Annotated in this window: 20 protein-coding genes; 14 read left to right on the top strand and 6 right to left on the bottom strand. The window is 60.3% G+C overall.

Going from position 1 to position 21,764, the window contains the following annotated elements:
• Position 1: 1 nt before the first annotated feature.
• The 5 genes from BM017_RS11900 to BM017_RS11880 all read right to left on the bottom strand — a co-directional run bounded on the left by BM017_RS11900 (position 2) and on the right by BM017_RS11880 (position 5,008).
• Positions 2–1,024: an ABC transporter permease gene (locus BM017_RS11900; protein ID WP_071487996.1), complete on the bottom strand. Its 1,023-nt coding sequence runs from the start codon at positions 1,022–1,024 to the stop codon at positions 2–4.
• A complete protein-coding gene (locus BM017_RS11895) occupies positions 1,024–2,085 on the bottom strand; it encodes a microcin C ABC transporter permease YejB (RefSeq protein WP_092244319.1) in 1,062 nt (353 codons plus the stop codon). Before BM017_RS11895 ends, BM017_RS11900 begins: the two co-directional genes overlap by 1 nt.
• Positions 2,085–3,944 (bottom strand): extracellular solute-binding protein, encoded by a 1,860-nt coding sequence (locus BM017_RS11890; RefSeq protein WP_092244316.1) that lies wholly within the window; start codon positions 3,942–3,944, stop codon positions 2,085–2,087. Before BM017_RS11890 ends, BM017_RS11895 begins: the two co-directional genes overlap by 1 nt.
• A 130-nt stretch (positions 3,945–4,074) precedes the next feature.
• On the bottom strand, positions 4,075–4,356 hold the full coding sequence (locus BM017_RS11885; RefSeq protein ID WP_003174386.1) for a peptidylprolyl isomerase: 282 nt from the start codon (positions 4,354–4,356) through the stop codon (positions 4,075–4,077).
• 157 nt (positions 4,357–4,513) lie between these two features.
• Positions 4,514–5,008, bottom strand: a complete 495-nt coding sequence (locus tag BM017_RS11880) for a DUF1543 domain-containing protein (protein WP_071487993.1) — start codon at positions 5,006–5,008, stop codon at positions 4,514–4,516.
• Positions 5,009–5,114: 106 nt separating this feature from the next.
• Here BM017_RS11880 and BM017_RS11875 point away from each other — a divergent pair, with 106 nt between their 5' ends.
• Complete coding sequence (locus tag BM017_RS11875) at positions 5,115–5,936, top strand: aldo/keto reductase (RefSeq protein WP_092244313.1); 822 nt, start codon at positions 5,115–5,117, stop codon at positions 5,934–5,936.
• 52 nt (positions 5,937–5,988) lie between these two features.
• Here BM017_RS11875 and BM017_RS11870 read toward each other — a convergent pair whose 3' ends face one another.
• On the bottom strand, positions 5,989–6,504 hold the full coding sequence (locus tag BM017_RS11870; RefSeq protein ID WP_025858362.1) for an Hcp family type VI secretion system effector: 516 nt from the start codon (positions 6,502–6,504) through the stop codon (positions 5,989–5,991).
• 477 nt (positions 6,505–6,981) lie between these two features.
• Here BM017_RS11870 and tssA point away from each other — a divergent pair, with 477 nt between their 5' ends.
• From tssA to icmH, 13 genes are read left to right on the top strand one after another with little or no spacing between them, the layout of a single operon-like run.
• The gene (gene tssA, locus BM017_RS11865; RefSeq protein WP_092244309.1) at positions 6,982–8,535 is read left to right on the top strand and encodes a type VI secretion system protein TssA; all 1,554 of its coding nucleotides are present in this window, start codon (positions 6,982–6,984) and stop codon (positions 8,533–8,535) included.
• Between the two features lie 32 nt (positions 8,536–8,567).
• Complete coding sequence (gene tssB / locus BM017_RS11860) at positions 8,568–9,065, top strand: type VI secretion system contractile sheath small subunit (protein ID WP_092244306.1); 498 nt, start codon at positions 8,568–8,570, stop codon at positions 9,063–9,065.
• Positions 9,066–9,093: 28 nt separating this feature from the next.
• The gene (gene tssC, locus BM017_RS11855) at positions 9,094–10,569 is read left to right on the top strand and encodes a type VI secretion system contractile sheath large subunit (protein WP_092244303.1); all 1,476 of its coding nucleotides are present in this window, start codon (positions 9,094–9,096) and stop codon (positions 10,567–10,569) included.
• Positions 10,566–10,985, top strand: coding sequence for a type VI secretion system baseplate subunit TssE (gene tssE, locus BM017_RS11850; protein ID WP_371914416.1), 420 nt, complete (start codon positions 10,566–10,568; stop codon positions 10,983–10,985). The genes tssC and tssE overlap by 4 nt, the downstream gene beginning before the upstream one ends.
• The gene (gene tssF / locus BM017_RS11845; protein WP_092244300.1) at positions 10,975–12,762 is read left to right on the top strand and encodes a type VI secretion system baseplate subunit TssF; all 1,788 of its coding nucleotides are present in this window, start codon (positions 10,975–10,977) and stop codon (positions 12,760–12,762) included. Before tssE ends, tssF begins: the two co-directional genes overlap by 11 nt.
• Complete coding sequence (tssG, locus tag BM017_RS11840) at positions 12,726–13,733, top strand: type VI secretion system baseplate subunit TssG (protein ID WP_092244297.1); 1,008 nt, start codon at positions 12,726–12,728, stop codon at positions 13,731–13,733. The genes tssF and tssG overlap by 37 nt, the downstream gene beginning before the upstream one ends.
• A 12-nt stretch (positions 13,734–13,745) precedes the next feature.
• A complete protein-coding gene (locus BM017_RS11835; protein ID WP_092244294.1) occupies positions 13,746–16,178 on the top strand; it encodes an AAA family ATPase in 2,433 nt (810 codons plus the stop codon).
• Positions 16,175–17,710, top strand: a complete 1,536-nt coding sequence (locus BM017_RS11830; RefSeq protein ID WP_092244291.1) for a sigma-54 interaction domain-containing protein — start codon at positions 16,175–16,177, stop codon at positions 17,708–17,710. The genes BM017_RS11835 and BM017_RS11830 overlap by 4 nt, the downstream gene beginning before the upstream one ends.
• Positions 17,711–17,752: 42 nt before the next feature.
• The gene (locus BM017_RS29340; RefSeq protein ID WP_081049244.1) at positions 17,753–17,884 is read left to right on the top strand and encodes a type VI secretion protein; all 132 of its coding nucleotides are present in this window, start codon (positions 17,753–17,755) and stop codon (positions 17,882–17,884) included.
• A 17-nt stretch (positions 17,885–17,901) separates the two neighbouring features.
• Positions 17,902–19,074: a type VI secretion system-associated FHA domain protein TagH gene (tagH, locus tag BM017_RS11820; protein ID WP_092244288.1), complete on the top strand. Its 1,173-nt coding sequence runs from the start codon at positions 17,902–17,904 to the stop codon at positions 19,072–19,074.
• A complete protein-coding gene (tssJ, locus tag BM017_RS11815) occupies positions 19,071–19,565 on the top strand; it encodes a type VI secretion system lipoprotein TssJ (protein WP_092244286.1) in 495 nt (164 codons plus the stop codon). The genes tagH and tssJ overlap by 4 nt, the downstream gene beginning before the upstream one ends.
• 1 nt (position 19,566) lies before the next feature.
• Complete coding sequence (tssK, locus tag BM017_RS11810; protein ID WP_092244283.1) at positions 19,567–20,895, top strand: type VI secretion system baseplate subunit TssK; 1,329 nt, start codon at positions 19,567–19,569, stop codon at positions 20,893–20,895.
• Between the two features lie 4 nt (positions 20,896–20,899).
• Entirely contained in the window at positions 20,900–21,763 is an 864-nt protein-coding gene (gene icmH / locus BM017_RS11805; RefSeq protein ID WP_092244280.1) for a type IVB secretion system protein IcmH/DotU, read from the top strand.
• The last annotated feature ends 1 nt before the right edge of the window (position 21,764 follow it).

Here is a 21,764-nt window from a genome sequence, read left to right as displayed (position 1 = left end):
CTCATGAGCGTGGGTCGAAGGCATCACGCAATGCCTCGCCGATAAAGACCAGCAGCGACAGGATCAGCGCCAGGGTGAAAAACGCTGTCAGGCCCAGCCAGGGCGCTTGCAGGTTCTGCTTGCCCTGGGCAATCAGTTCGCCCAGTGACGCGCTACCCGCGGGCATGCCGAAACCGAGGAAGTCCAGCGCGCTCAAGGTGGAGATCGCGCCGGTCAGGATAAACGGCAGGTAACTCAAGGTCGCCGTCATGGCGTTGGGCAGGATATGCCGACGGATGATTTTGCCATCGCCCAGGCCCAGCGCCCGTGCGGCCTTGACGTATTCCAGGTTGCGCCCGCGCAGGAACTCGGCGCGCACGACATCCACCAGGGCCAGCCAGGAAAACAGCGCCATGATCCCCAGCAGCCACCAGAAGTTCGGCTCCACAAAGCCCGACAGGATGATCAGCAGGTACAGCACCGGCAATCCGGACCACACCTCCAGCACGCGCTGGCCGATCAGGTCCACCCAACCGCCGTAATAGCCCTGCAATGCGCCGGCGGCAATGCCGATGGCTGCGCTGATCGCGGTGAGCGCCAGCGCAAACAGGATCGAGACCCGGGCGCCAAAGATCACCCGCGCCAGCACATCCCGCGACTGGTCATCGGTGCCCAGCCAGTTCACCGTCGAAGGCGGGCTGGGGGCAGGGCGGGTCAGCTCGTAGTTGGGCGTGTCGTCGCTGAACGGAATCGGCGGGAACAGCATCCAGCCGCCGTCCTGCTCGATCAGCTTTTGCACGTAGTCACTGCGATAGTCAGCCTGGAACGGCAACTGGCCGCCGAACTGTTGCTCGGTGTAGCGCTTGAACACCGGAAAATACAGCTCGTTCTTGAAACTCAGCACCAAGGGTTTGTCATTGGCGATCAACTCGCCGCCCAGGGTCAGGATAAACAGGCCGATAAACAGCCACAGCGACCACCAGCCGCGGCGGTTTTTCTTGAAACGCTCGAAACGCCGACGGGCCACGGGAGACAGGTTAAGCATCAAGCGTTCCTCGCGGCGAAGTCGATACGCGGGTCCACCAGGGTGTAGCAGAGGTCACCGATGAGTTTTATCAAGAGGCCGAACAAGGTGAAGATGAACAGCGAACCGAATACCACAGGGTAGTCCCGGGACACAGCCGCCTCGTAGCTCATGCGGCCCAGGCCGTCGAGGGAGAAGATCACCTCGATCAGCAGCGAACCGGCAAAGAACACGGCAATAAAGGCCTGGGGAATTCCGGAGATCACCAGCAACATCGCATTGCGGAACACATGCCCGTAGAGCACGCGTCGTTCGCTCAAACCCTTGGCGCGGGCGGTCACCACGTACTGGCGCGTGATTTCATTGAGGAACGAGTTCTTGGTGAGGATGGTCAGCGTGGCAAACCCGCCGATCACCAGCGAGGTGACCGGCAATACCAGATGCCAGAAGTAATCGGCGACCTTGCCCACGGTGCTCAGCTCTTCGAAGTTTTCCGACACCAGACCGCGCACCGGGAACCAGTTCAACGATGTGCCACCGGCAAACACTACGATCAGGAACATCGCGAACAGGAATGCCGGCATCGCATAGCCGACGACAATCGCGGTGCTGCTCCACACGTCGAAGCTACTGCCGTGGCGCACCGCCTTGCGAATCCCCAGGGGAATCGACACCAGGTAGGTGATCAACGTGGCCCACAGGCCGAGGGATATGGTCACGGGCATTTTTTCCAGGATCAGCTCGATCACCGTCTTGCCGCGAAAGAAGCTGTTGCCGAAGTCCAACTGGGCATAGCTCTTGAGCATCAGCCACAGGCGTTCCGGCGCGGGTTTGTCGAAGCCATACTGTTTCTCGATGTCAGCGATCAGCTTCGGGTCCAGGCCACGGCTGGCGCGGGAGCCGCTGCTGATGCCTTCGCCGGAGGAACCGCCGACGCCGCCGCCGCCGATCCCTTGCAGATGGGCGATGGCTTGTTCCACCGGGCCGCCGGGAGCGGCCTGCACGATCACGAAATTCACCAGCAGGATGATCACCAGCGTCGGGATGATCAGCAGCAGGCGCCGCACGATATAGGCCAACATCAGTGCGCACCTCCGCGTTTTTTCAGCTCGGCATTCATTTGCTCATTCGTCAGCGGCGTGGGGCTGATTTCCCACCAGGTTTCCAGGGCTTCGTCGTTCTTTGCCTCGATGGCCGGGCGGCCGAAACGGTTCCACCATGCAGCGGATGTGCCGGGCGGGTAGTAATTGGGGATCCACAGGTAATTCCATTGCAGCACCCGGTCCAGCGCGTGGGCGTAGGTGAGCATCTGCGCCTGGGTGTCGGCCTTGACCAGGCCCTTGATCAGGCTGTCGACGGCGGGGTCCTTGAGTACGGCGTAGTTGTTGGCGCCTGGATCGTAGGCGGCGGCCGAGCCGAAATAGTTGTACAGCTCCATGCCCGGTGACGTGGTGACGGGGAAACCAATGACGATCATGTCGTAATCCCTGGCCATGATCCGATTCACATATTGCGAGGAGTCGATACGGCGGATATTGAGGGTAATACCGATCTGCGCGAGGTTACGTTTGTACGGTAACAACAGACGTTCGAGGCCGTTCTGAGTGTTAAGGAACGTGAATTCCAGCGGCTCGCCTTCGGCGTTTACCAATTTGTCACCCTCTGGCTTCCAGCCTGCTGCTTCCAACAGGCCCAGGGCTTGCAACTGTTTGTCGCGGATCATGCCGCTACCATCGGTGACCGGTGCCTTGAACACCTGGCTGAACACCTCGTCGGGGACCTGGCCACGCAAGGGTTCAAGAATCGCCAGCTCTTCTTTTGTTGGCGGCTGGCTGGCGGCCAGCGGGCTGTTGGAGAAGTAACTCTGCTGGCGGATGTACATATTGCGCATCATCTGCCGGTTGGCCCATTCAAAATCCCACAGCATCGCCAGGGCCTGGCGCACGCGGCGGTCCTTGAATATCGGTTTTTGCACGTTGAACACATAACCCTGGGCCGGTTGCGGCATTTCCTTGGCCAGGTGCGCACGTTGCAGGCGCCCGTCATCCAGGGCCGGGCCGTTGTAGCCGATGGAATACCCGGTGGCGGAAAACTCACGGTTGAAATCGTAGGCACCGCCGCGCAATACCTGGCGGGCCACTTCGGTGTCGCCGAAATACTCCAGGCTCAGGTGATCGAAGTTGTACAGGCCACGGCTGACAGGCAAGTCCTTGCCCCACCAGTTCGGATCACGGGTGAAGGTGATGGTACTGCCGGAATCGATCTTGCTGACTTTGTACGGACCGCTGCCCAGTGGGGCTTCATAGCCACCGCCGTTGGCAAAGTCGCGGGTCTTCCACCAGTGCTCGGGGAAGACGGGCAGGGTAGCGATGTCCAGGGGCAGGGTACGGTTTTCATTGCTGGAGAAGTCGAAACGCACCTGGCGCTCGCCTTCGACTTCGACGTGCTTGACGTCGGCGAACAGGGTGCGAAAGCGCAGGCTGCCCTGGGTCATCAGCAGGTCGAAGCTGTAGCGCACGTCTTCGGCGGTGATCGGCTTGCCATCGGCAAAGCGCGCCTTGGGGTTGAGGAAAAAGCGTAGCGACAGGCCGTCGTCGGCGCGCTCCATTTTTTCGGCGACCAGGCCGTAGACCGTGTAGGGCTCGTCCAGGGAACGCTGGGCCAGGGGCGCGTAGAGCCAGCCGTCAACCTGGGACACGCCGATGCCTTTGTCGATATATGGCAATACATGGTCGAAGCGTCCGATCTCGATGGCCGAGCGGCGCAGGCTGCCACCCTTGGGGGCGTCAGGGTTGGCGTAGTCGAAATGGGTAAAGCCGGCGGGGTACTTGGCCGGTTCGCCATACACCGTCAGGTACGGTTGAGGTGCCGCGATCACGGCAGTGCTGGTCAGCAGCAGTGCCAGGGACGAGCTCAAGAAGTAAGAAAAAGCCAATCGCATTGTCAGCCTTGAACGCCGTATGAAGAAGGAAAGGGATTTGTACGCTAACGGCATGAGCGTCGCCAGTCATCACATGCACAACGGCCCACCAAAAGGCGGGCCGTTGTTTATTGCATCAGCACAGACGGGATCAGTCCTGGCGGCTGGTGACTTCGAGCAGATGATAGCCGAACTGGGTCTTCACCGGACCTTGCACGGTGTTGACCGGGGCGCTGAACACGACGGTGTCGAATTCCTTGACCATCTGGCCTGGACCGAACGAACCCAGGTCACCACCTTGGCGGCTGGATGGGCAGCTGGAGTTGGCTTTGGCGACTTCTGCGAAATCGGCGCCGCCTTCGATTTGGGCCTTGAGTTCGTTGCACTTGTCTTCAGTGGAAACGAGGATGTGACGGGCGGTGGCTTTGGCCATGGGAAGTAACTCCTTGAATAAAAAAGGTGAGCCTACCGGATTCAGGCGGTTATTTCCTGGCAAAGTTCCACTCGATTAACCGAGTGGCTCAGGTACAGGCCATGGCGCCGCTACGGGGAGCCATTCGATGAGTTGCGCATGCACTGTCAGGTAGGGTTCAGGTCAGGACGATGTAGTCGTTCTGCTGGATGACCGGTCGGTGCGGTCCCTGCACCAGGTGGATATAACGACCGTCCACCAGGTCGATGGGCAGGCAGTCGTCGATGTCCAGTACCCCATCGGTGTGGGCCTGGGACCAGTGACGCAGCATCTGTTGCTTGCCCTTGTTCGTGGCCTCCTGCTTATTGCGGGCGGCCACCAGGAGGTAGTGGTGGGCCTCGCCAAAGCTGTTGGCTTCGTAACCGCCCAGGTTGATGAAGTACAGGTGATGTGCGCCGGCGGCAGGGGCCAGGGGGCTGAGTTCGACTTTCCAGCCGTCGACGCCATCCACCGCCATCCACGAGTCGATATGCATGCCCTTGGGGCTGCCGAACCAGTCGGCACGCAGTTGCGGGTAGGCTGCTTCCAGCGTGTCCGCCACGGCGAACACCACATCGTGAACTTCAATTTTCGCCCGCGGGTGCTTACCCCCGAGCATGACGACAAACAGCATTGCAGAGACTTCCTGGCGACTTGGCAGAGGCTAACCATACTTCGATTGAACCCTTTTGTCCGACCAATGCCACACTGTTGATCCGCGAACTCATCAGGAGGTTGTCATGCGTACCATTGATCTGGCGGGCGTTCCCGTCCCTGTCATCGGCCAGGGCACCTGGCGCATGGGCGAAAATCCCGACCAGCACCGCGCCGAAGTGGCGGCGTTGCAACTGGGCATCGACGAGGGCATGACCCTCATCGATACCGCCGAAATGTACGGGGAGGGCGGTGCTGAAACGGTCGTCGGCGAGGCCATTCGTGGCCGCCGCGACCAGGTGTTCCTGGTGAGCAAAGTCTACCCGCACAACGCCAGCCACAAGGGCGTGCCCCGTGCCTGTGAGGCCAGCCTCCAGCGCCTGGGCACCGACTACATTGATCTGTATCTGCTGCACTGGCGCGGCCAGTACCCGCTGCAAGAAACGGTCGAAGCCTTCGAACGCCTGCGCGAAGCGGGCAAGATCGGACGCTGGGGTGTTTCCAACTTCGACGTGGCCGACCTGCAGGAACTTGCCTCCCCGGCCTGCGCCACCAACCAAGTGTTGTACAACATTGAAGAACGCGGCATCGAATTCGACCTGCTGCCCTGGTGGCAACAGCACCACTTGCCCTTGATGGCGTACTGCCCGATCGCCCAGGGCGGCGAACTGTTATCCAGCCCCACCCTCAAGCAGATCGCCCGCCGCCACGAGGTCACACCCGCCCAGGTTTCCCTGGCCTGGGTGTTGCGCCAGGACGGTGTGATCGCCATCCCCAAGGCCGTTACACCCGAGCACGTGCGACTCAACGCAGCTGCAGCCAAGCTGGTGTTGGATGAGCACGACCTGGACGCGATCGATCGGGTATTCGGCGCGCCGAAACGCAAGCATCCTTTGGCGATGGTGTAGTTGCCGTACAGGCATGGCGCCTTCCCTGGCGCCGTGCCTGTGTCAAGCCGGTTTAACCTGCAACCGGGCTGCGCCAGTCATCCGACCCCGAAGTACCGGACACTTCGTGGGTCCACACGATCTTGCGATAGGTGAAATACACATCTTCCAAGTGAGTGAAGTGGGCGTTGTCGGGGTCCTGGCAGTTGGGCATGCGTGACTGGATATCCACGATGGTCGCCCCCTCCAGTTCGATGGTGAAGTAATGCTCCTGGGTGCCGGCCGACGAAGTGCGCAGCCACTCCAGCCGGCACTTGACCTCTTCGCCGCTGGTCAATGCACTGAAGAGCAAGGGCGAGGACTTATCGAACACTTTGCTGATCATCAGGGGTTTATGGACGCGCTGACCTGTTGGCTGGCCTGACTGTGGGTCGCGGGGAATGATCACCTGATGAGAAAAAGCCTGGACCAGGATCTGGTCTTCATGGCCTTCCTGGTAAATGTTACCTACCGAGTCCTGGGTAAACGTGCCTGCCGTGATCAAACCTTGTTTTACACCGGTAATGGAGAGATACGCGGGTGTTGGCATGACGGGGTTCCTTGTCTGATTGATGAGGTAGTTCCAGCCGATAAGTATTTTCGGCTGGGCAAATACCTATAACAAGAAGCGTGCCTGAAAGTGCAGGCGCCAATGAAATCAGGGTGATGGTGTTGTATAAGGTCGAATATCCAGCGCGATAGGCTGCTACTGGGCTTAATTGCGCGTATTCGATTGCGCATGGGTGTGCATTTAGTTGCTCATATTGAACTGTTGATAAATGCTGAAGTTTGACGATTAGCTGAGTGGCTATGCAGTGTTAGGTGCGCAAAATCCTGCGCGCACCCTGTGGTAACTGGCTCTGTAGGAAAAGGACTAAGTGCAGTTCCATCGCTTGCTGAATGTTTTGGGCATGACTAAGGTTCGAAGACGTCGCAAGTTTTTTGCGAAATCAAGATGGCTGGTAGACACGCGATACTTGTGTGGCTAGTTGTTGTTGTTTGAATGTTTAGTTGGTTGTGGTGGCAAATGCCTTATTCGGATGGTCGGTATGATTATTACCTTGAACTTGCGCGAGCACCCTGTACGCAAACAAGTTTTGCGGGCAGCGATATGCGCTTTTCGAGTGAATATGAAGTGCTGGAGTCCGAGCTGGCCAAGGCACAATCGATTCATGCCGGCAGCCAGCCCGACTGGCACAAGGTGCTGGAAACCAGCGAGAACCTGCTGCGCCATCAGTCCAAGGATCTGCGGGTGGCTGTGTGGTTGACCTGGGCATTGCACCAGCGTGAATCCTACCCGGGGCTGCTGGCGGGGCTCGGGTTGTTGCGCTACCTCTGTGAGCATCAGTGGTCGGTGCTCTACCCGGAAAAACCGCGCACCCGCGGTGCTGCATTCGGATGGCTGGTGTTGCGCCTCGAGCCGCTGTTCACGCAGGGCCTGGCGCTCCAGAACCAGCAGCCTTTGTTCCGCGCCTTGCTGGAGCACCTGGTGCATCTGGATGAGCTTTGGGCCGAGCACCTCGGGGATGATGCGCCGCTGCTGTTGCCGGTTCGCAGGCAATTGGCGCAGCGATTGGAGCGGGCAGTGCAGGACGATACCCCGGTGGCGGGATTGAGCGGAGTTATCGAGCAAGTCAAGCAGGCCGCCAGCCAATTGCGCAAGTCCGAAGCGGCGGTGGAGAGCGAAAAGGACGCCCACAAGGTGCTTCGTACCTTGCAGGAGCAGGCCCGCCCGCTCTGTGCCTGGTGGCTGCGCCAGAACGCCACCGACCTGCGCGCGTTGCGTTTGAGTCGGACACTGGCATGGCTGGCACTTGCCAGCTACCCGAATGCCGATAACGAGCAGGTGACCGCGTTGCGCGGGCCCGCTCCCGACAAGCTCAAACGTTATCAGGAGCGCTTTGCACAAGGCCATCACGCAGACCTGGTGCTTGAGCTTGAGGCCAGTCTTGCCGGGGCGATGTTCTGGTTCGATGGTCTGCGCATGCTCTGGGAATGCCTGGAGGTCCTGCAGGCCGACCTGGCCATGACCGAGCTGGAAGTGACCTTCGCGCTGTTGCTGCAACGCTTGCCGGACCTGCCGGAGTTTCGCTTTCACGACGGCGCACCCTTTGCCGACGCAGCCACTCGCGACTGGATCTCCCAGCAGGTTGTCCGTCACCTGCACCGGTCCGAATTACCCGCAGCAGTGATCGATACGAACGCCGAGCCCTGGGCGACCGCGTTGCAGGCGTTGACACCGCGGCTGCGTCAGGACGGACTCAAGTCTGCCATTCGAGAACTCAAGCAAGGCATGCAGGCCGCGCGCAGTGATCGCGCACGTTTTCATTGGCGGCTCGCCCAAGCGCGTCTGTGCATACAGGCGGGCAAGCATGAGCTGGCGAAGATCCAGCTCGAACAGCTTGACCATGAACTGCAACGCATGGGCCTGGAGCGCTGGGAGCCGGAGCTGGCCCTGGAAGTGACGCAGCTCCTGCACCGCTGTTGCGACCTGCTGCCACAAAACCATGCCGTGCGCGAACGCAAGGAAGACACCCATCGCAGGCTGTGCCTCTTCGATCTGGAAGCGGTACTTGAATAGGCTTTCGAGCCACTTGAAAAAGGAGAGACACCATGGCCAAAGAAGGTTCGGTAGCCCCCAAGGAACGTATCAACATCACGTTCAAACCCGCCATCGGCGGGGCGCAGGAAGAAGTCGAGCTGCCATTGAAACTGTTGGTACTGGGCGATTTCACCCAGCGTGAGGATGTGCGCAAGCTTGAAGATCGCAAGCCCATCGCAATCGACAAGAACACCCTGGATGACGTGTTGGCCAAGCAGGCATTGAGCTTGACGTTGAGCGTGCCCAACCGTTTGCAGGAGGAGGCGGGCGTCGACGAGTTGGCCATTCAGGTACGCATCAACGGCATGAAGGATTTCAACCCTGCGAACCTGGTGGAGCAGGTACCCGAGTTGCACAAGCTGATGGCCCTACGTGAGGCACTTGTGGCGTTGAAGGGGCCATTGGGCAACACCCCGAGCTTTCGCAAGGCTATCGAGCAAGCCCTGGCCGATGACGAGTCCCGCGCACGGGTACTGGCGGAACTAGGGCTGGACAGCCCCGACGCCTGACATTTTCCAGTAAAAGGACACTGACCCCATGACGACACAACCGCATTCGCTGCCGGCACAACTTGCTGATCAGTACAGCATCCTCGATAACATCGTTGCCCAGACATTGTTGAGCGCCGACGACGACGCCTATGACATTGCCAAGCGCGGTGTATCGGCGTTCATCGAAGAGTTGATCAAGCCCCAGAACCGTGGCGAGCCCGTCAAGAAACGCCTCGTCGACCGGATGATCGCCGAGATCGACACCAAGCTCAGCCTGCAGATGGACGAGATACTGCACCATCCCGACTTCCAGGCGCTGGAAGCGTCCTGGAAGGGGTTGCAACTGCTGGTCGATCGCACCAACTTTCGCGAGAACATCAAGATCGAACTGCTGAACGTCTCCCGGCAAGACCTGCTGGAAGATTTTGAAGACTCGCCGGAAGTGACCCAGTCCGGTTTGTACAAGCACATCTACAGTGCGGAATACGGGCAGTTTGGTGGTCAGCCGGTGGGCGCGATTATCGCCAACTACTTCCTATCCCCCAGCGCCCCTGATGTAAAACTGATGCAGTACGCCGCCAGTGTAGCCTGCATGGCCCATGCGCCATTTATCGCAGCCGCCGGGCCGGCGTTCTTCGGCTTGGAAAGTTTCACCGGTTTACCCGACCTCAAGGACCTGAAGGATCACTTCGAAGGCCCGCAATTTGCCAAGTGGCAAAGCTTTCGCCAAAGCGAAGATGCGCGCTACATCGGCTTGACCGTGCCGCGATTCCTGCTGCGCACGCCCTATGATCCGCTTGAGTGTCCAGTCAAGACCTTTGCCTACCAGGAAAACGTGGTCAACAGCCACGAGCACTACCTGTGGGGCAACACGTCCTACGCCTTCGCCACGCGCCTGACTGACAGTTTCGCGCGGTTCCGCTGGTGCCCGAACATCATTGGCCCGCAAAGCGGTGGAGCGGTGGAAGACTTGCCGTTGCATCACTTCCAGAGCATGGGGGAAATCGAAACCAAGATCCCCACCGAAGTACTGGTGTCCGACCGTCGTGAATACGAACTGGCGCAAGAAGGCTTCATCGCCTTGACGATGCGCAAGGGCAGTGACAACGCGGCGTTTTTTTCCGCCAGCTCGGTGCAAAAGCCGAAACACTTCGGGCTCAGCCCCGAGGGCAAGGAAGCCGAGCTGAATTACCGCCTGGGCACCCAGTTGCCATACATGATGGTGGTCAATCGCCTGGCCCATTACCTCAAGGTCCTTCAGCGTGAGCAATTGGGTTCATGGAAGGAGCGCACCGACCTGGAGCTGGAACTCAACAAATGGATTCGCCAGTACGTCGCCGACCAGGAAAACCCCAGCGCTGAAGTCCGTGGGCGACGTCCCTTGCGGGCGGCACGCATCGTCGTCAGTGATGTCGAGGGTGAGCCCGGCTGGTACCGCGTCAACCTGAGTGTGCGACCGCATTTCAAGTACATGGGCGCTGATTTCACGCTATCCCTCGTCGGCAAGCTCGACAAAGAATGAGCAGGTACCAAGAAGTGCGCGGTTATCGAAGCCTGTTCGAGCGCCTCGAGCGTCCGGCGGCAACCTCCGCCAGTAGCGTGACATCTGTCGCGAACCACCTGGGGAAAATGCTCAGTATCCGTGCCGGCAGCGTTCAGACATTGCCGGACTACGGTATGCCCGACCTCAATGATATGAATCAGAGCCTGCATGAATCACTGAGTCAGTCACGTCTGTTGATCGAGCGCTTTATCCGAGCGTACGAGCCGCGCTTGAAGCAGGTAAAAGTGATGATGTTGCCACGGGATCATGACCCGCTGGCGCTTGCGTTCGCTATCGAAGCCACCCTGCTGGTCAAGGGTGTCGCTCAACCGGTGGTGTTTACCGCGCGGCTCTCTGATTCCGGCCGGGTAGAGGTCATGCCTGATGACCTTTAACCGTTACTACCAGAGCGAACTCAGTGCACTGCGACAGCTCGGTCGACGCTTCTCCGAGCGCAATCCGGCGCTTGCTCCCTTTCTTGCGGAGGCGGGTCAGGACCCGGACGTAGAGCGGTTACTGGAAGGCTTTGCGTTTCTCACCGGGCGCTTGCGCCAGAAACTGGATGACGAGATTCCAGAGCTGACGCATTCGCTGATGCAGTTGCTCTGGCCCAACTACATGCGTCCATTGCCGGCGTTCAGCATCCTGCAGTTCGATCCGCTGAAACACTCAGGCCCTGGCGTGTGGGTCGCGCGCGATACACCGGTTGAAAGTGTCGCAGTCAATGACGAACGATGCCGCTTTCGTACCTGCTACGCCACTCAGGTTCTACCGTTGCAACTGAGTGCGCTGGACTACAGCGCCCAGGCAGAGCGGGGCAGTTTGAGCCTGCGCCTGGAGATGAGTGCAGAAGGCAACTTCAGTGAGTGGAACTTCGATCAGCTACGTCTGCATCTGGCGGGAGATCGCTACATCAGCCAGGCGTTGTACCTGAGTCTGTTGCGTCATCTGGAGGGTATCGAGTTGCTGCCTTTCGGTCGGGATGGCTTGCCGGTCAGTGGGGAGGATGGGCAGGCGATATCGCTGCTTCTGGACGCCGATCAGGTTCAGCCGGTGGGGTTCAGCGAGGAGCAGGCACTGATTCCGTATCCGCCGAATACTTTTGGCGGCTATCGCCATCTGCAGGAGTACTTTGCCTTTCCCGACAAGTACCTGTTTGTCGATGTGGGAGGGTTGGGGGTACTGCACCGATTACCTGGCGAACTGCTCAAGCAGGTGTGCGGCGTAGTGTTGCGCTTCCGATTGGGCAGGCCATGGCGAGAACCCGGGCAGCCCACCCTGGATAACGTGAAGCTGTACTGCACCCCCATCGTCAACCTGTTCAAGCATGACGCGGTACCTATCCGCCTGGACGGAAAACAGGACGAATACCTGCTGATCCCTGGTGAGTACTCACGTGGTAACGCCAGTGTATTTTCCGTAGACAGCGTCACGGGTTGGCACCCCGGAGGGCTGGGGTATCAGGCCTACGTGCCCTTTGAATCCTTCGAGCATGAGGGGGATACCGCGCGTTCCCAGGGACCGGCGAGTTACAGCATTCGCCAGCGGCCATCGGCGCAGCACACCGGGCTGGATACCTGGCTCGGGTTGGGCAGCGGTCTGGAGCTGGATCAGCAGACACTGTCGATCGAGCTGACGTGCACCAATCACAACTTGCCTCGACAGTTGCAGATCGGCGACATCAACCAGCCTTGCGAGCAGACGCCGCAAGGGCTGTCGTTTCGGAATATCTGCGCACCGACAGCCAGTTTTATTCCGCCTCTGGACCGGGACTTTCTCTGGCGGCTGATCAGCAACATGTCGCTCAACTACCTGTCGCTGACCGACATCCATGCCTTGAAAGTGATCCTCGAAACCTACGATTTGCCGCGCTACCACGATCGCCAGGCGCAGAAGGTCAGCGAGCGGCGATTGGGCGCGATGCGCTCGGTCAGCCACACAGCAGTCGACCAATTGTTCCACGGCTTGCCGATTCGAGGGTTACGCATTGACTTGACCATCGATCCCCAGGGCTTCCTGGGGGAGGGCGAGGTGTTTGTGTTCGCCTCGGTGCTCAACGAATTCTTCGCGCTGTACGCCAGCCTCAACGCTTACCACGAACTTAGAGTCATCAGCACACAAGGAGACGTGTACCTATGGTCACCACGGATGGGCCAGCAGCCCCCGCTTTGACACAACTGACCCGGGTCATCCGTGAGTACTCGCTGTTTCAGGCGGTCCTGCGGGTCATCAAGCGTCTGCGCGATGCCCATCCGTTGCTGGATGACGACACGCTGTACGACTTGCTTGAGTTCCAGGCCAACCCGGGCCTGGGTTTTCCCGGTCACGATATCGACCGGGTGGCGTTTTTTATCGAGCACGGCCAGTTGCGTGCGCGTTTGCGTCTTAACGTACTGGGCCTGTGTGGTGCGGGTTCGCCATTGCCAGCGTTTTACGCTGAGCAGGCGTGCGTCGATGAATTGGGTGGCAACGCAACCCGGGATTTCCTCGACGTGTTCCATCACCGTCTGCAACGGCTGATGCTGCCGATCTGGCGCAAATATCGCTATCGGGCGTGTTTCCAGGCAGGCGCCCGTGATGCCTTCTCCGAGCAGATGTTTGCGTTGATCGGGTTAAGAGGGCCGCAGGTCCGCAGCGCCACGCAACTGAACGGCAAGCGACTGTTGCCCTACCTGGGGTTGCTCAGCCTGCGGGTGCATTCTTCGGCCTTGATCGAGACGGTGCTGCGTTACTACTTCAAGCACCGCCGTTTGTTCGTCGAGCAATGGGTCCTGCGCAGCGTGGTCATCGCCGAATCACAGCGAAATCGGCTTGGCGCCGCCAACAGCACCCTTGGCCATGACCACGTGCTGGGCAGCCAGGTGGCTGATCGCAATGGCAAGTTCAGGGTGCATCTGCAGGGGGTGGGGTGGGACCGATTCCATGGTTTTTTGCCGACCGGCGCGGACTACCCGCTGCTGTGTTCGTTGGTGCGCCTGACGGCGCGGGACCCTTTGGACTATGACGTGCGTCTGGTCATGGCCAAGGAAGAGATCCGGCCGCTGCACATCGGCGAACACAACGTCTGCCGCCTCGGCTGGACCAGTTGGCTGGCGCATGAGTGCGCCGACGGTGTGGTCATTGTGCCAGGCAACGCTTATTAGGGATGAATCAGGATGATGAATGTGGACCTGCAACAACTTATCCAGGCATTGACCCCCCAGGCCCGCAGTGACCTGGAGCGTTCCGCCGAGCGCTGCGTCATGCGCGGCGGCAGGGAAGTGCTGGTGGAAGACCTGCTGTTGACCCTGCTGGAGCATCGCGATGGCCTGCTGGTGCGGGCGCTGAAGGATGCCGGTATTGAAACCGCAGAACTGCAAGCCACGCTGCAACCCAAGGGGGAGGCCAGTGCGTCACGCAATCCGGTGTTTGCCCAGGCACTGGTGCAATGGCTGCAACAGGCTTCGATGGTTGCTCATTTGGAATTGCGGCACATTGAAATCGATCACGGCGCCCTGTTGCTGGCGCTCTTGCGCCATCCGCTGCAGCACGCGGGCAGCGCCTATCAGGTTTTTCTGAGCCGGCTGGATGCACAGCGTGTGCAGGCGTTCGTGTCGAGTCAGGCGCCTCGTACAGACCCTGCGCCGCAGGGCGAATCACTGCTGGAGCGCTTCACTCACGACCTGACACGCCAGGCCCATGAAGGGCGTATTGACCCGGTGTTATGTCGTGACGTTGAGATCGGCCAGTTGATCGACATACTCATGCGTCGACGCAAGAACAACCCAATCCTGGTCGGTGAAGCCGGAGTGGGCAAGACAGCCGTTGTCGAAGGCCTCGCGTTGCGTGTGGCCACTGCACAGGTGCCCGAGTCTCTCAGGGAGGTGCGGCTACTGACCTTGGACATGGGCCTGCTCCAGGCCGGTGCCAGTATCAAAGGCGAGTTCGAGCGACGCCTGAAGGGTGTGATCGATGAGGTCAACGCCGCGGTGAAACCGGTGATCCTGTTTATCGATGAAGCACACACGCTGGTGGGGGCGGGTGGGCAGGCGGGTGCGTCCGATGCCGCCAATCTGCTCAAGCCGGCGCTGGCTCGCGGCGAGTTGCGCACCATCGCTGCAACGACCTGGACGGAATACAAGAAATACTTTGAAAAAGACCCGGCATTGGCGCGGCGTTTCCAGCCTGTTCGGGTCGGAGAACCCAGCGTCGAGCAAGCGATCTCGATCCTGCGCGGATTAGTCCCGGTGTATGAGCGCAGTCATGGTGTTTACGTGCGCGACGATGCGGTGGTCGCGGCGGCGCAGATGAGCGCCCGTTACTTGGCCGGGCGTCAGTTGCCCGACAAGGCGGTAGATGTGCTGGATACCGCTTGCGCTCGTTTGAGCACTCGCCGGGAGACCGCGCCTGAGGCGTTGCAACACCTTTATGCAGAACAGGCGGCGGGGGCGCGGCAGCGTCAGGCATTGAGCCGAGACCGGGACGAAGGCTTTCCCGTGGACGAACAGACCTTGTACGCGTTGAACCTGCGGATGGAGGCGCTGGACGGCGAGCGCCTGGACCTTGAGCAACGCTGGCTTGCACAGCAGCAAACCACGCAGCAGGTGTGCCCCCGCCTGGTGGCTCAGGTCATCAGTGCATGGACGGGGATCCCGGTTGAACAACTGGCACTTGAGCACAGTGAACAGGTACTGGGGTTTGCCGATGCGCTGCGCCTGCGCATTCTCGGCCAGGAGCAAGCGGTGCAGGCCCTGGACCGCAACCTGCGTGCCGTTGCTGCGGGGCTCAACAAGGCTGATGCGCCGGTCGGCGTATTCCTGCTGGTCGGCCCCAGTGGCGTGGGCAAGACTGAGACGGCGCTGGCCATTGGCGACCTGCTGTATGGCGGTGAGCGCTTCGTCACCACCCTCAACATGTCGGAGTTCCAGGAAAAACATTCCCTGTCTCGGTTGATTGGCGCACCGCCCGGTTATGTCGGTTTTGGCGAGGGCGGCGTGTTGACGGAAGCTGTGCGCCAACGCCCGTATTCGGTAGTGCTGCTCGATGAGGTCGAGAAGGCCGACCCAGAAGTGTTGAACCTGTTCTACCAGATTTTCGACAAGGGCCTGGCCAATGATGGAGAAGGGCGGGAAATCGACTTTCGCAACACGCTGATCCTGATGACGTCCAACCTGGGCAGTGAGTGCATCGGGCAATTGTGCGCAGGTGGCGGGCGACCTGACGTGCGAACGCTGCATGAGGCGATCCTGCCGCAATTGCGGAACCACTTCAAAGCCGCGTTATTGGCCAGGATGCGTGTCGTGCCGTATTACCCGGTCACGGGTGACGTCCTGCATGACCTGGCAAGGCTCAAGCTCGAACGCCTGGGGCAACGCTTGAGTCTACGCAGTCTGGCATTCAGTTACACGTCGGAGCTGGTTGAACACATGGCCGAGCGGTGCGCCCACGATGACAGTGGCGCGCGTTACGTCGATCAATGGATCGAGCTGCATTTGTTGCCGCAGGTGGTCGATCGGCGGTTGCAAGCCATGGCCCGAGGTGAGCCTGTGTCACAGGTCCATGCCCGGCTGGCGGCTAACGGCGTTCCAACCTGTGAGTTCAGCCAATGAGAGAGGATCGGCTGCTCACCCTGCTGCCCCGTTCGGCGGTCTGTGCCGATGCGCTGCTTGACGGGTTCATCCGCCTGGGCAGCGCGGACGACGCAGCCACTCTCCCCGGTTTGTGTGTCGCCGCAGCGGCGCGACTGAGCGAGTGTGACCTCAGCCAATGGTACTGGCGCAACGAATCCACTGGCCGGCTTGAGTTGATCGCCCAGCATTTGCACGGCATGCCTTGCCCTGGCGATCCGGCCTGTACCAAGGATTTCCAGCATGAACAGGTGCTGCACTACGTGCTCAACCAGCAAACTGCCCTTAGCCTGGAAGAACACTCAGGCAGCATTTACGAGTACGGTTTCCTGCCGGTCATGGGGGCCCCCTGGCAAGCGTTGTCATGTGTGCCGTTGTTTGACCGAGGCAAGGGCATCAAGGGGGTACTGCTGTGTGCCAGCCAGCATCGGAAAAACCTGCAGGGCTACACCGCCGCCTTGAGCCAGTTGGGCAGCCTTGCCTTGATGCAGCGCGCTTTACTGCAGTGTCAGTGTGCCACTGGATGTGTTGCCCAGCCTCAGGCTTACATGCCGGCGCCACGTTCAGCGTACGGGTTGATCGGCAGCAGCATGGCTATGGACGAGACGTATCGTTTGATCGGCAAGGTCCTGCATACCCCCTACACCGTGTTACTGCGTGGCGAGACCGGTACGGGCAAGGAGGTCGTGGCGCGGGCGATCCATTCTGCGGGGCCGCGCAGGAGCAAAGCATTTGTGGTGCAAAACTGTGCGGCGTTTCCCGAAGGGCTGCTGGAGAGTGAGCTGTTCGGTTACCGCAAAGGTGCTTTCACGGGGGCCGAGCGTAACCACGCCGGGCTGTTTGACAGCGCGGACGGCGGCACGCTGCTCCTCGACGAAATCGGTGATATGCCGCTGTCGCTGCAGGCTAAATTGCTGCGGGTCTTGCAGGAGGGCGAAGTGCGTCCGTTGGGCGCCAGTAAGGCCCACAAGGTGGATGTACGCATCATCGCCGCCACCCACCGTGACCTCGCCACCATGGTCGCCCAAGGCAGTTTTCGCGAGGACCTTTACTACCGGCTTGCGCAGTTTCCCATCGAACTGCCGCCCCTGCGTGAGCGCGACGGCGATGTGTTGCTGTTGGCGCGGGAGTTCGCGCATCAAGCCTCTGCCGACCTCGGGCGTGTGCCGGTGCAATGGTCGAGTGCAGCCCTTGATCAACTCTCGGGTCACGCCTTCCCCGGCAATGTCCGCGAACTCAAGTGCCTGGTGGAACGTGCGGTGCTGCTCTGTGACGACGGTGTGATCCTGCCGGCACACCTGTCCTTGCCGGTGCCGGCTGCCACCGGGGCAGTCGATGCGACGCTGCGCCAGCGCCTGGAGCGGGTAGAGCGGGTATTCCTGATCGATTGCCTGCACAAGAACCGTGGCAATCGCACCCGTACCGCACGTGAGTTGGGCGTTGCGCGGCGCACGCTGCTTTACCGCCTGGCACGCTTGAAAATCCCCGTGGGGGATGTCCGCGAGGAGTGTTGAGCAGGGAACGTGCGGGCCGCTTATTTTCATGGGAGATACCTGATGCCTTTTCATCCGTGGCAAGCCCTGGTGCTTGCGCTGTGTTTGTTGAGTGGCTGTAACGCCAATTATGTCTTTGATGACGCCGACTACCGTCCGTTGGGTGACCCCCACGCGACTCGTCGTGGGCACTGAACAGGGGGGCTGCTGTCATGCAATTGATGTTTGAACTCTGTAGCACCGCAAACGGGGAGCCGCCTGAGCGCAAGACATTTGACGGTGTCGGTGGCGTGATCGGACGTGGGTCGGGTTGTGACTGGGTGCTCCCGGATGCCAACCGTCTGATTTCCAGTCACCACGCTCTGGTCAGTTTTAGAGAGGGCCGCTATTTCCTGACGGATATCAGCAGCAACGGTATCGGTGTGTCGGGCAGTATGGAGCGCTTGTGCAAAGGACAGGCACGGCTCATCAGTGACGGCGATGTGTACCAACTGGGGTTGCTGGATATCCGTGCCCGCCTGGTGTTGCAGGCAGGGCAGGGTTTTGCTCGGCAAGACACGATTCCAGACGACGCGTTCCTGGGGCTGGATCCTGTCGACGCATTGGATCGCGAGGTACGGCTCGGCAATTCCTCAGCAGAGCTGGACGCGTTGGACACAACGCCACAGGCACCTTTCGAAACCTTGCGTCAGGGCACGGTGGAGCACGATCACCTGGTCGTGCCGCAATGGGCTGAGCCGGCCAGAGACGTCGTGTCACCTGGCCCTGTCACACCACCACCTGCAACCTCGGAAGCATTCTGGGCGCAGTTCGCTCACGCATTGGGCATGCAGGTGGACTCGCTTGATACGCCGGGGCGCGAAGCCCTGGCGATCAAGGTGGCGGGCCTGTTCAGACAAACCCTCGCAGGGTTGCAGCAAAGCGTGCGAACCCGCGATGAACTCAACAGCGAGGTCCACGGCTTACTGGCGGTTCCGCTGCTCAATACCCGCAATCCGTTGAAAGACTGTGCCGACAGCCATGCCGCCCTGGCTTTTTTGCTCGGCGCCGATGAATCCTGTCAGTTCTCTGCCGAGCAAGCGGTCGACCAGGCGTACCGAGACTTGCAGGTTCATCAACTGGCTCTGGTCGTGGCCTGTCGGGCTGCCATACGCGGTGCATTGGCAGCCTTTGCGCCTGGGCACTTGCTGCTGCGCTTCGAACGTGACGGCAAGTCACCCAGGTTCTTCAGCGATGGCGCCCATTGGCGGGCCTACCAACGTCATTATCGGCGACTGACTGAGGACGAGCCCCTGGATGAGCAGGTGCTGCGTCATGAATTTTGCAAAGCCTACGAGGAGCAGGTACGCCTGGTCTCCACCCTTCACGCGGGGTACGCAGGATGATTGGCCGGTCTCGGGTCGCGGTTTCATTCACGCTGCTACTGCTGGGGTTGCTGGCGGGATGCAGCACCCTTTCACCTTTTTCCACCCTGACCAAGCTGGACCTGACTTTGACGGCCAGCGACGAGGTCAACCCCGACCTTCACGGTCGCCCCTCGCCCGTGGTGGTGCAATTGCTGGAGCTGCGGCATCCGGTGGCTTTTGAAAACGCCGATTTCTTCAGCCTCTACGGCCGGGCCGAACAGGCACTGCCCAAGGATTGGGTCAGCGGCGAGGAACTGGAACTGCGTCCCGGCGAACGGCTGGCGCTCAAGCTGAGTGTCGAGCCGCGCAGTCGCTATGTCGGCGTGCTGGCGGCCTATCGTGACTTGCCCCATGTGCAATGGCGATGGGTGCTGCCTGTGGCTCCCGGACAGTTGACCCGTGCCGACATCGTGCTGGACCAGACGGGTATCCGGATGGCGGCACCTCAACCTGACAGGACGGAGGACTGAGATGCAGATCCATAACGTTATCTGGCAAGAGGGCATGCTGCTGAGGCCCCAACACTTGCAGCACAGCGACCGCTACTACCATCGGCAACTCAACCACACCCGGCTGCTGAGCAGTGATGCCTGGGGTTTCCTGAGCCTGGAAGTCGATGTGCAGTACCTGAAGCTGGGCAAGATTGTGGTGAACCAGGCCACCGGAGTGCTACCGGACGGCAGCCTGTTCGAGCTGAGCGGCACCCTGGAACCCCTGATGTTGCAGGTGCCTGCCAATGCAGGCAGACAGGCTGTGTACCTGGCGCTGCCGCTGGCGACTGACAATCAGGTCGAGGTGCGTTCGAAGGAGCAACGCGATGTCCTGGCGCGTTATGTTGCCTGTGATACAGAAATCGGTGACTCCACTGCCGGGGTCGACTCCCGTTGCCAGATCAAATGCGCGCGCCCGGACTTGCGCCTGATGCTGGGCGAGCCGCCCGGTGACGCGTTCTACGTGAAACTCCAGGTTGCCCGTGTGCTGGATTCGACCCAGGACGGCGGCGTGAGGCTGGATGCGGATTTTGTACCAACGTTTATCTACCTTCAGGGCTCGGGGTATGTGGCGTCTTGCATCAACGAAGTCACCAGCCTGCTGGCGACCCGTGGCGATGCGATTGCAGCGCGCATCCAGGGAAACGGCGCTAGCGCCAGCGCACAGGTCGGCGACTTTTTGATGCTGCAGTTGATCAATCGTGCGGAATTGAGATTGCGTCACTACCTGAGCCAGACCCAGGTGCGGCCGGAGGTGGTGTATCGGGAGTTGCTGTCGATTTTCGGTGAGCTGTGCACCTTTTCCAACGACAGCAAACGGGCGCAAGTTCCGGCGCATTACCGGCATGGCGATCAGGGCGCGAGCTTTCGTGGATTGATGGAAGGCCTTCGTGCGGCGCTGTCGCTGGTGTTGGAACAGCAGGCGGTCGAGTTGACGCTGCAACCACGGCAGTACGGGGTGCTGGTATGCCCGGTGAGCGACCTCAAGTTACTCGGTACAGCCACCTTCATCCTGGCGGCCACTGCCCAGTGCGATACGGAGGAACTGCGTCATCGACTGCCGGCCCATCTCAAGATCGGACCGGTGGAGCGCATCCGCGAACTGGTCAACCTGCACCTGGCCGGGATCAAGGTCAAGCCGTTGCCGGTAGCGCCGCGGCAGATTCCGTTCCATGCCGGCAAGACCTATTTCATGCTCGAACTCAGCCCCCGTGACATTGCGCAGTTGGAGCAATCAGGTGGTTTCGCCTTCCACGCCAGCGGCGAGTTTGCCGAGCTGGAACTCAACTTCTGGGCTATCAGGAACTGACGTCATGACTATGGACAGTGAATACCTGCAAGACGAAAAAACCGTGTTGCTTGACCGTGAGGGTCTCGGACCGGCGCACGCAGCCGTTACGGACTTCCCGTCGCCGCCACGCTTCGAGCAACTGGAAGACCGCATGATCTATTGCGCCCAGATGCAAGGCATACGGCACTTCAAGAGTGGCCCCAACGTGCTGTTGACCGCGGCCTGGGAACTCTTGCTGCAAGTGGTCCAACTCAAGGCCAGCCCCGGCCGGGAAAGCCTGCCGGCACTCAATGAGGAGTTTTCCTCGGGCATCACCGCGTTCGAGGCCTATGCCTTGTATCTGGGGGCCGATAATAGTCAGGTGATGTCGGCGCGTTACGTGCTGTGCAGCGTCATTGATGAAGCCGTGGTCACTACGCCGTGGGGCGGCCGTAGCGACTGGTCGAAGACCAGCCTGCTCAGCCGTTTCCACAACGAAACTTTTGGCGGTGAAAAATTTTTCCAGTTGCTTGAGCGTTTGTCCCGTGACCCCGTCAAGCATGTGGCCCTGCTGGAATTGATGTACCTGTGCCTGTCCCTGGGGTTCGAAGGCCAATACCGTGTCATGGAGCGGGGAAGGGCGCAGCTCGAAACTGTGCACGACGCGGTGTATCGCCAGATCAGGCACGTGCGCGGTGATCAGCCGCCGTTAACCCTTGTATCCGGCGCCGGCGGGACCTCTCAGGCACGGATACGCATTGTCTCGGCTACCTGGGCCGCAGCCTGCGTGCTGGCGTGTCTGCTGGTGGTGTATTCGGGGTTCGCCTGGATGCTGGGCCAGGAGCGCAGGGCGACGTTGCACGCTTTCCAATCTTCGCTGGCAGAGCCGTCTCGGACGCCCTTGTAAC

Source organism: Pseudomonas sp. NFPP04 (assembly GCF_900113815.1).
GTDB classification, from domain to species: domain Bacteria; phylum Pseudomonadota; class Gammaproteobacteria; order Pseudomonadales; family Pseudomonadaceae; genus Aquipseudomonas; species Aquipseudomonas extremorientalis.
The sequence above is the reverse complement of the archived record's forward strand: the minus strand, read 5'-3'. Positions and strand labels throughout refer to the sequence as shown.

Excerpts from the sequence above, each read along its gene's own strand:
- tssK (WP_092244283.1), top strand. The coding sequence starts at position 19,567 with ATGCAGATCCATAACGTTATCTGGCAAGAGGGCATGCTGCTGAGGCCC.
- tssG (WP_092244297.1), top strand. The coding sequence starts at position 12,726 with ATGGTCACCACGGATGGGCCAGCAGCCCCCGCTTTGACACAACTGACC.
- BM017_RS29340 (WP_081049244.1), top strand. The coding sequence starts at position 17,753 with ATGCCTTTTCATCCGTGGCAAGCCCTGGTGCTTGCGCTGTGTTTGTTG.
- tssA (WP_092244309.1), top strand. The coding sequence starts at position 6,982 with ATGCCTTATTCGGATGGTCGGTATGATTATTACCTTGAACTTGCGCGA.
- BM017_RS11870 (WP_025858362.1), bottom strand. The coding sequence starts at position 6,504 with ATGCCAACACCCGCGTATCTCTCCATTACCGGTGTAAAACAAGGTTTG.
- tssF (WP_092244300.1), top strand. The coding sequence starts at position 10,975 with ATGACCTTTAACCGTTACTACCAGAGCGAACTCAGTGCACTGCGACAG.
- BM017_RS11900 (WP_071487996.1), bottom strand. The coding sequence starts at position 1,024 with ATGCTTAACCTGTCTCCCGTGGCCCGTCGGCGTTTCGAGCGTTTCAAG.
- BM017_RS11875 (WP_092244313.1), top strand. The coding sequence starts at position 5,115 with ATGCGTACCATTGATCTGGCGGGCGTTCCCGTCCCTGTCATCGGCCAG.
- tssC (WP_092244303.1), top strand. The coding sequence starts at position 9,094 with ATGACGACACAACCGCATTCGCTGCCGGCACAACTTGCTGATCAGTAC.
- BM017_RS11835 (WP_092244294.1), top strand. The coding sequence starts at position 13,746 with ATGATGAATGTGGACCTGCAACAACTTATCCAGGCATTGACCCCCCAG.
- BM017_RS11890 (WP_092244316.1), bottom strand. The coding sequence starts at position 3,944 with ATGCGATTGGCTTTTTCTTACTTCTTGAGCTCGTCCCTGGCACTGCTG.
- tagH (WP_092244288.1), top strand. The coding sequence starts at position 17,902 with ATGCAATTGATGTTTGAACTCTGTAGCACCGCAAACGGGGAGCCGCCT.
- BM017_RS11830 (WP_092244291.1), top strand. The coding sequence starts at position 16,175 with ATGAGAGAGGATCGGCTGCTCACCCTGCTGCCCCGTTCGGCGGTCTGT.
- icmH (WP_092244280.1), top strand. The coding sequence starts at position 20,900 with ATGACTATGGACAGTGAATACCTGCAAGACGAAAAAACCGTGTTGCTT.
- tssB (WP_092244306.1), top strand. The coding sequence starts at position 8,568 with ATGGCCAAAGAAGGTTCGGTAGCCCCCAAGGAACGTATCAACATCACG.
- tssJ (WP_092244286.1), top strand. The coding sequence starts at position 19,071 with ATGATTGGCCGGTCTCGGGTCGCGGTTTCATTCACGCTGCTACTGCTG.
- BM017_RS11895 (WP_092244319.1), bottom strand. The coding sequence starts at position 2,085 with ATGTTGGCCTATATCGTGCGGCGCCTGCTGCTGATCATCCCGACGCTG.
- BM017_RS11880 (WP_071487993.1), bottom strand. The coding sequence starts at position 5,008 with ATGCTGTTTGTCGTCATGCTCGGGGGTAAGCACCCGCGGGCGAAAATT.
- BM017_RS11885 (WP_003174386.1), bottom strand. The coding sequence starts at position 4,356 with ATGGCCAAAGCCACCGCCCGTCACATCCTCGTTTCCACTGAAGACAAG.
- tssE (WP_371914416.1), top strand. The coding sequence starts at position 10,566 with ATGAGCAGGTACCAAGAAGTGCGCGGTTATCGAAGCCTGTTCGAGCGC.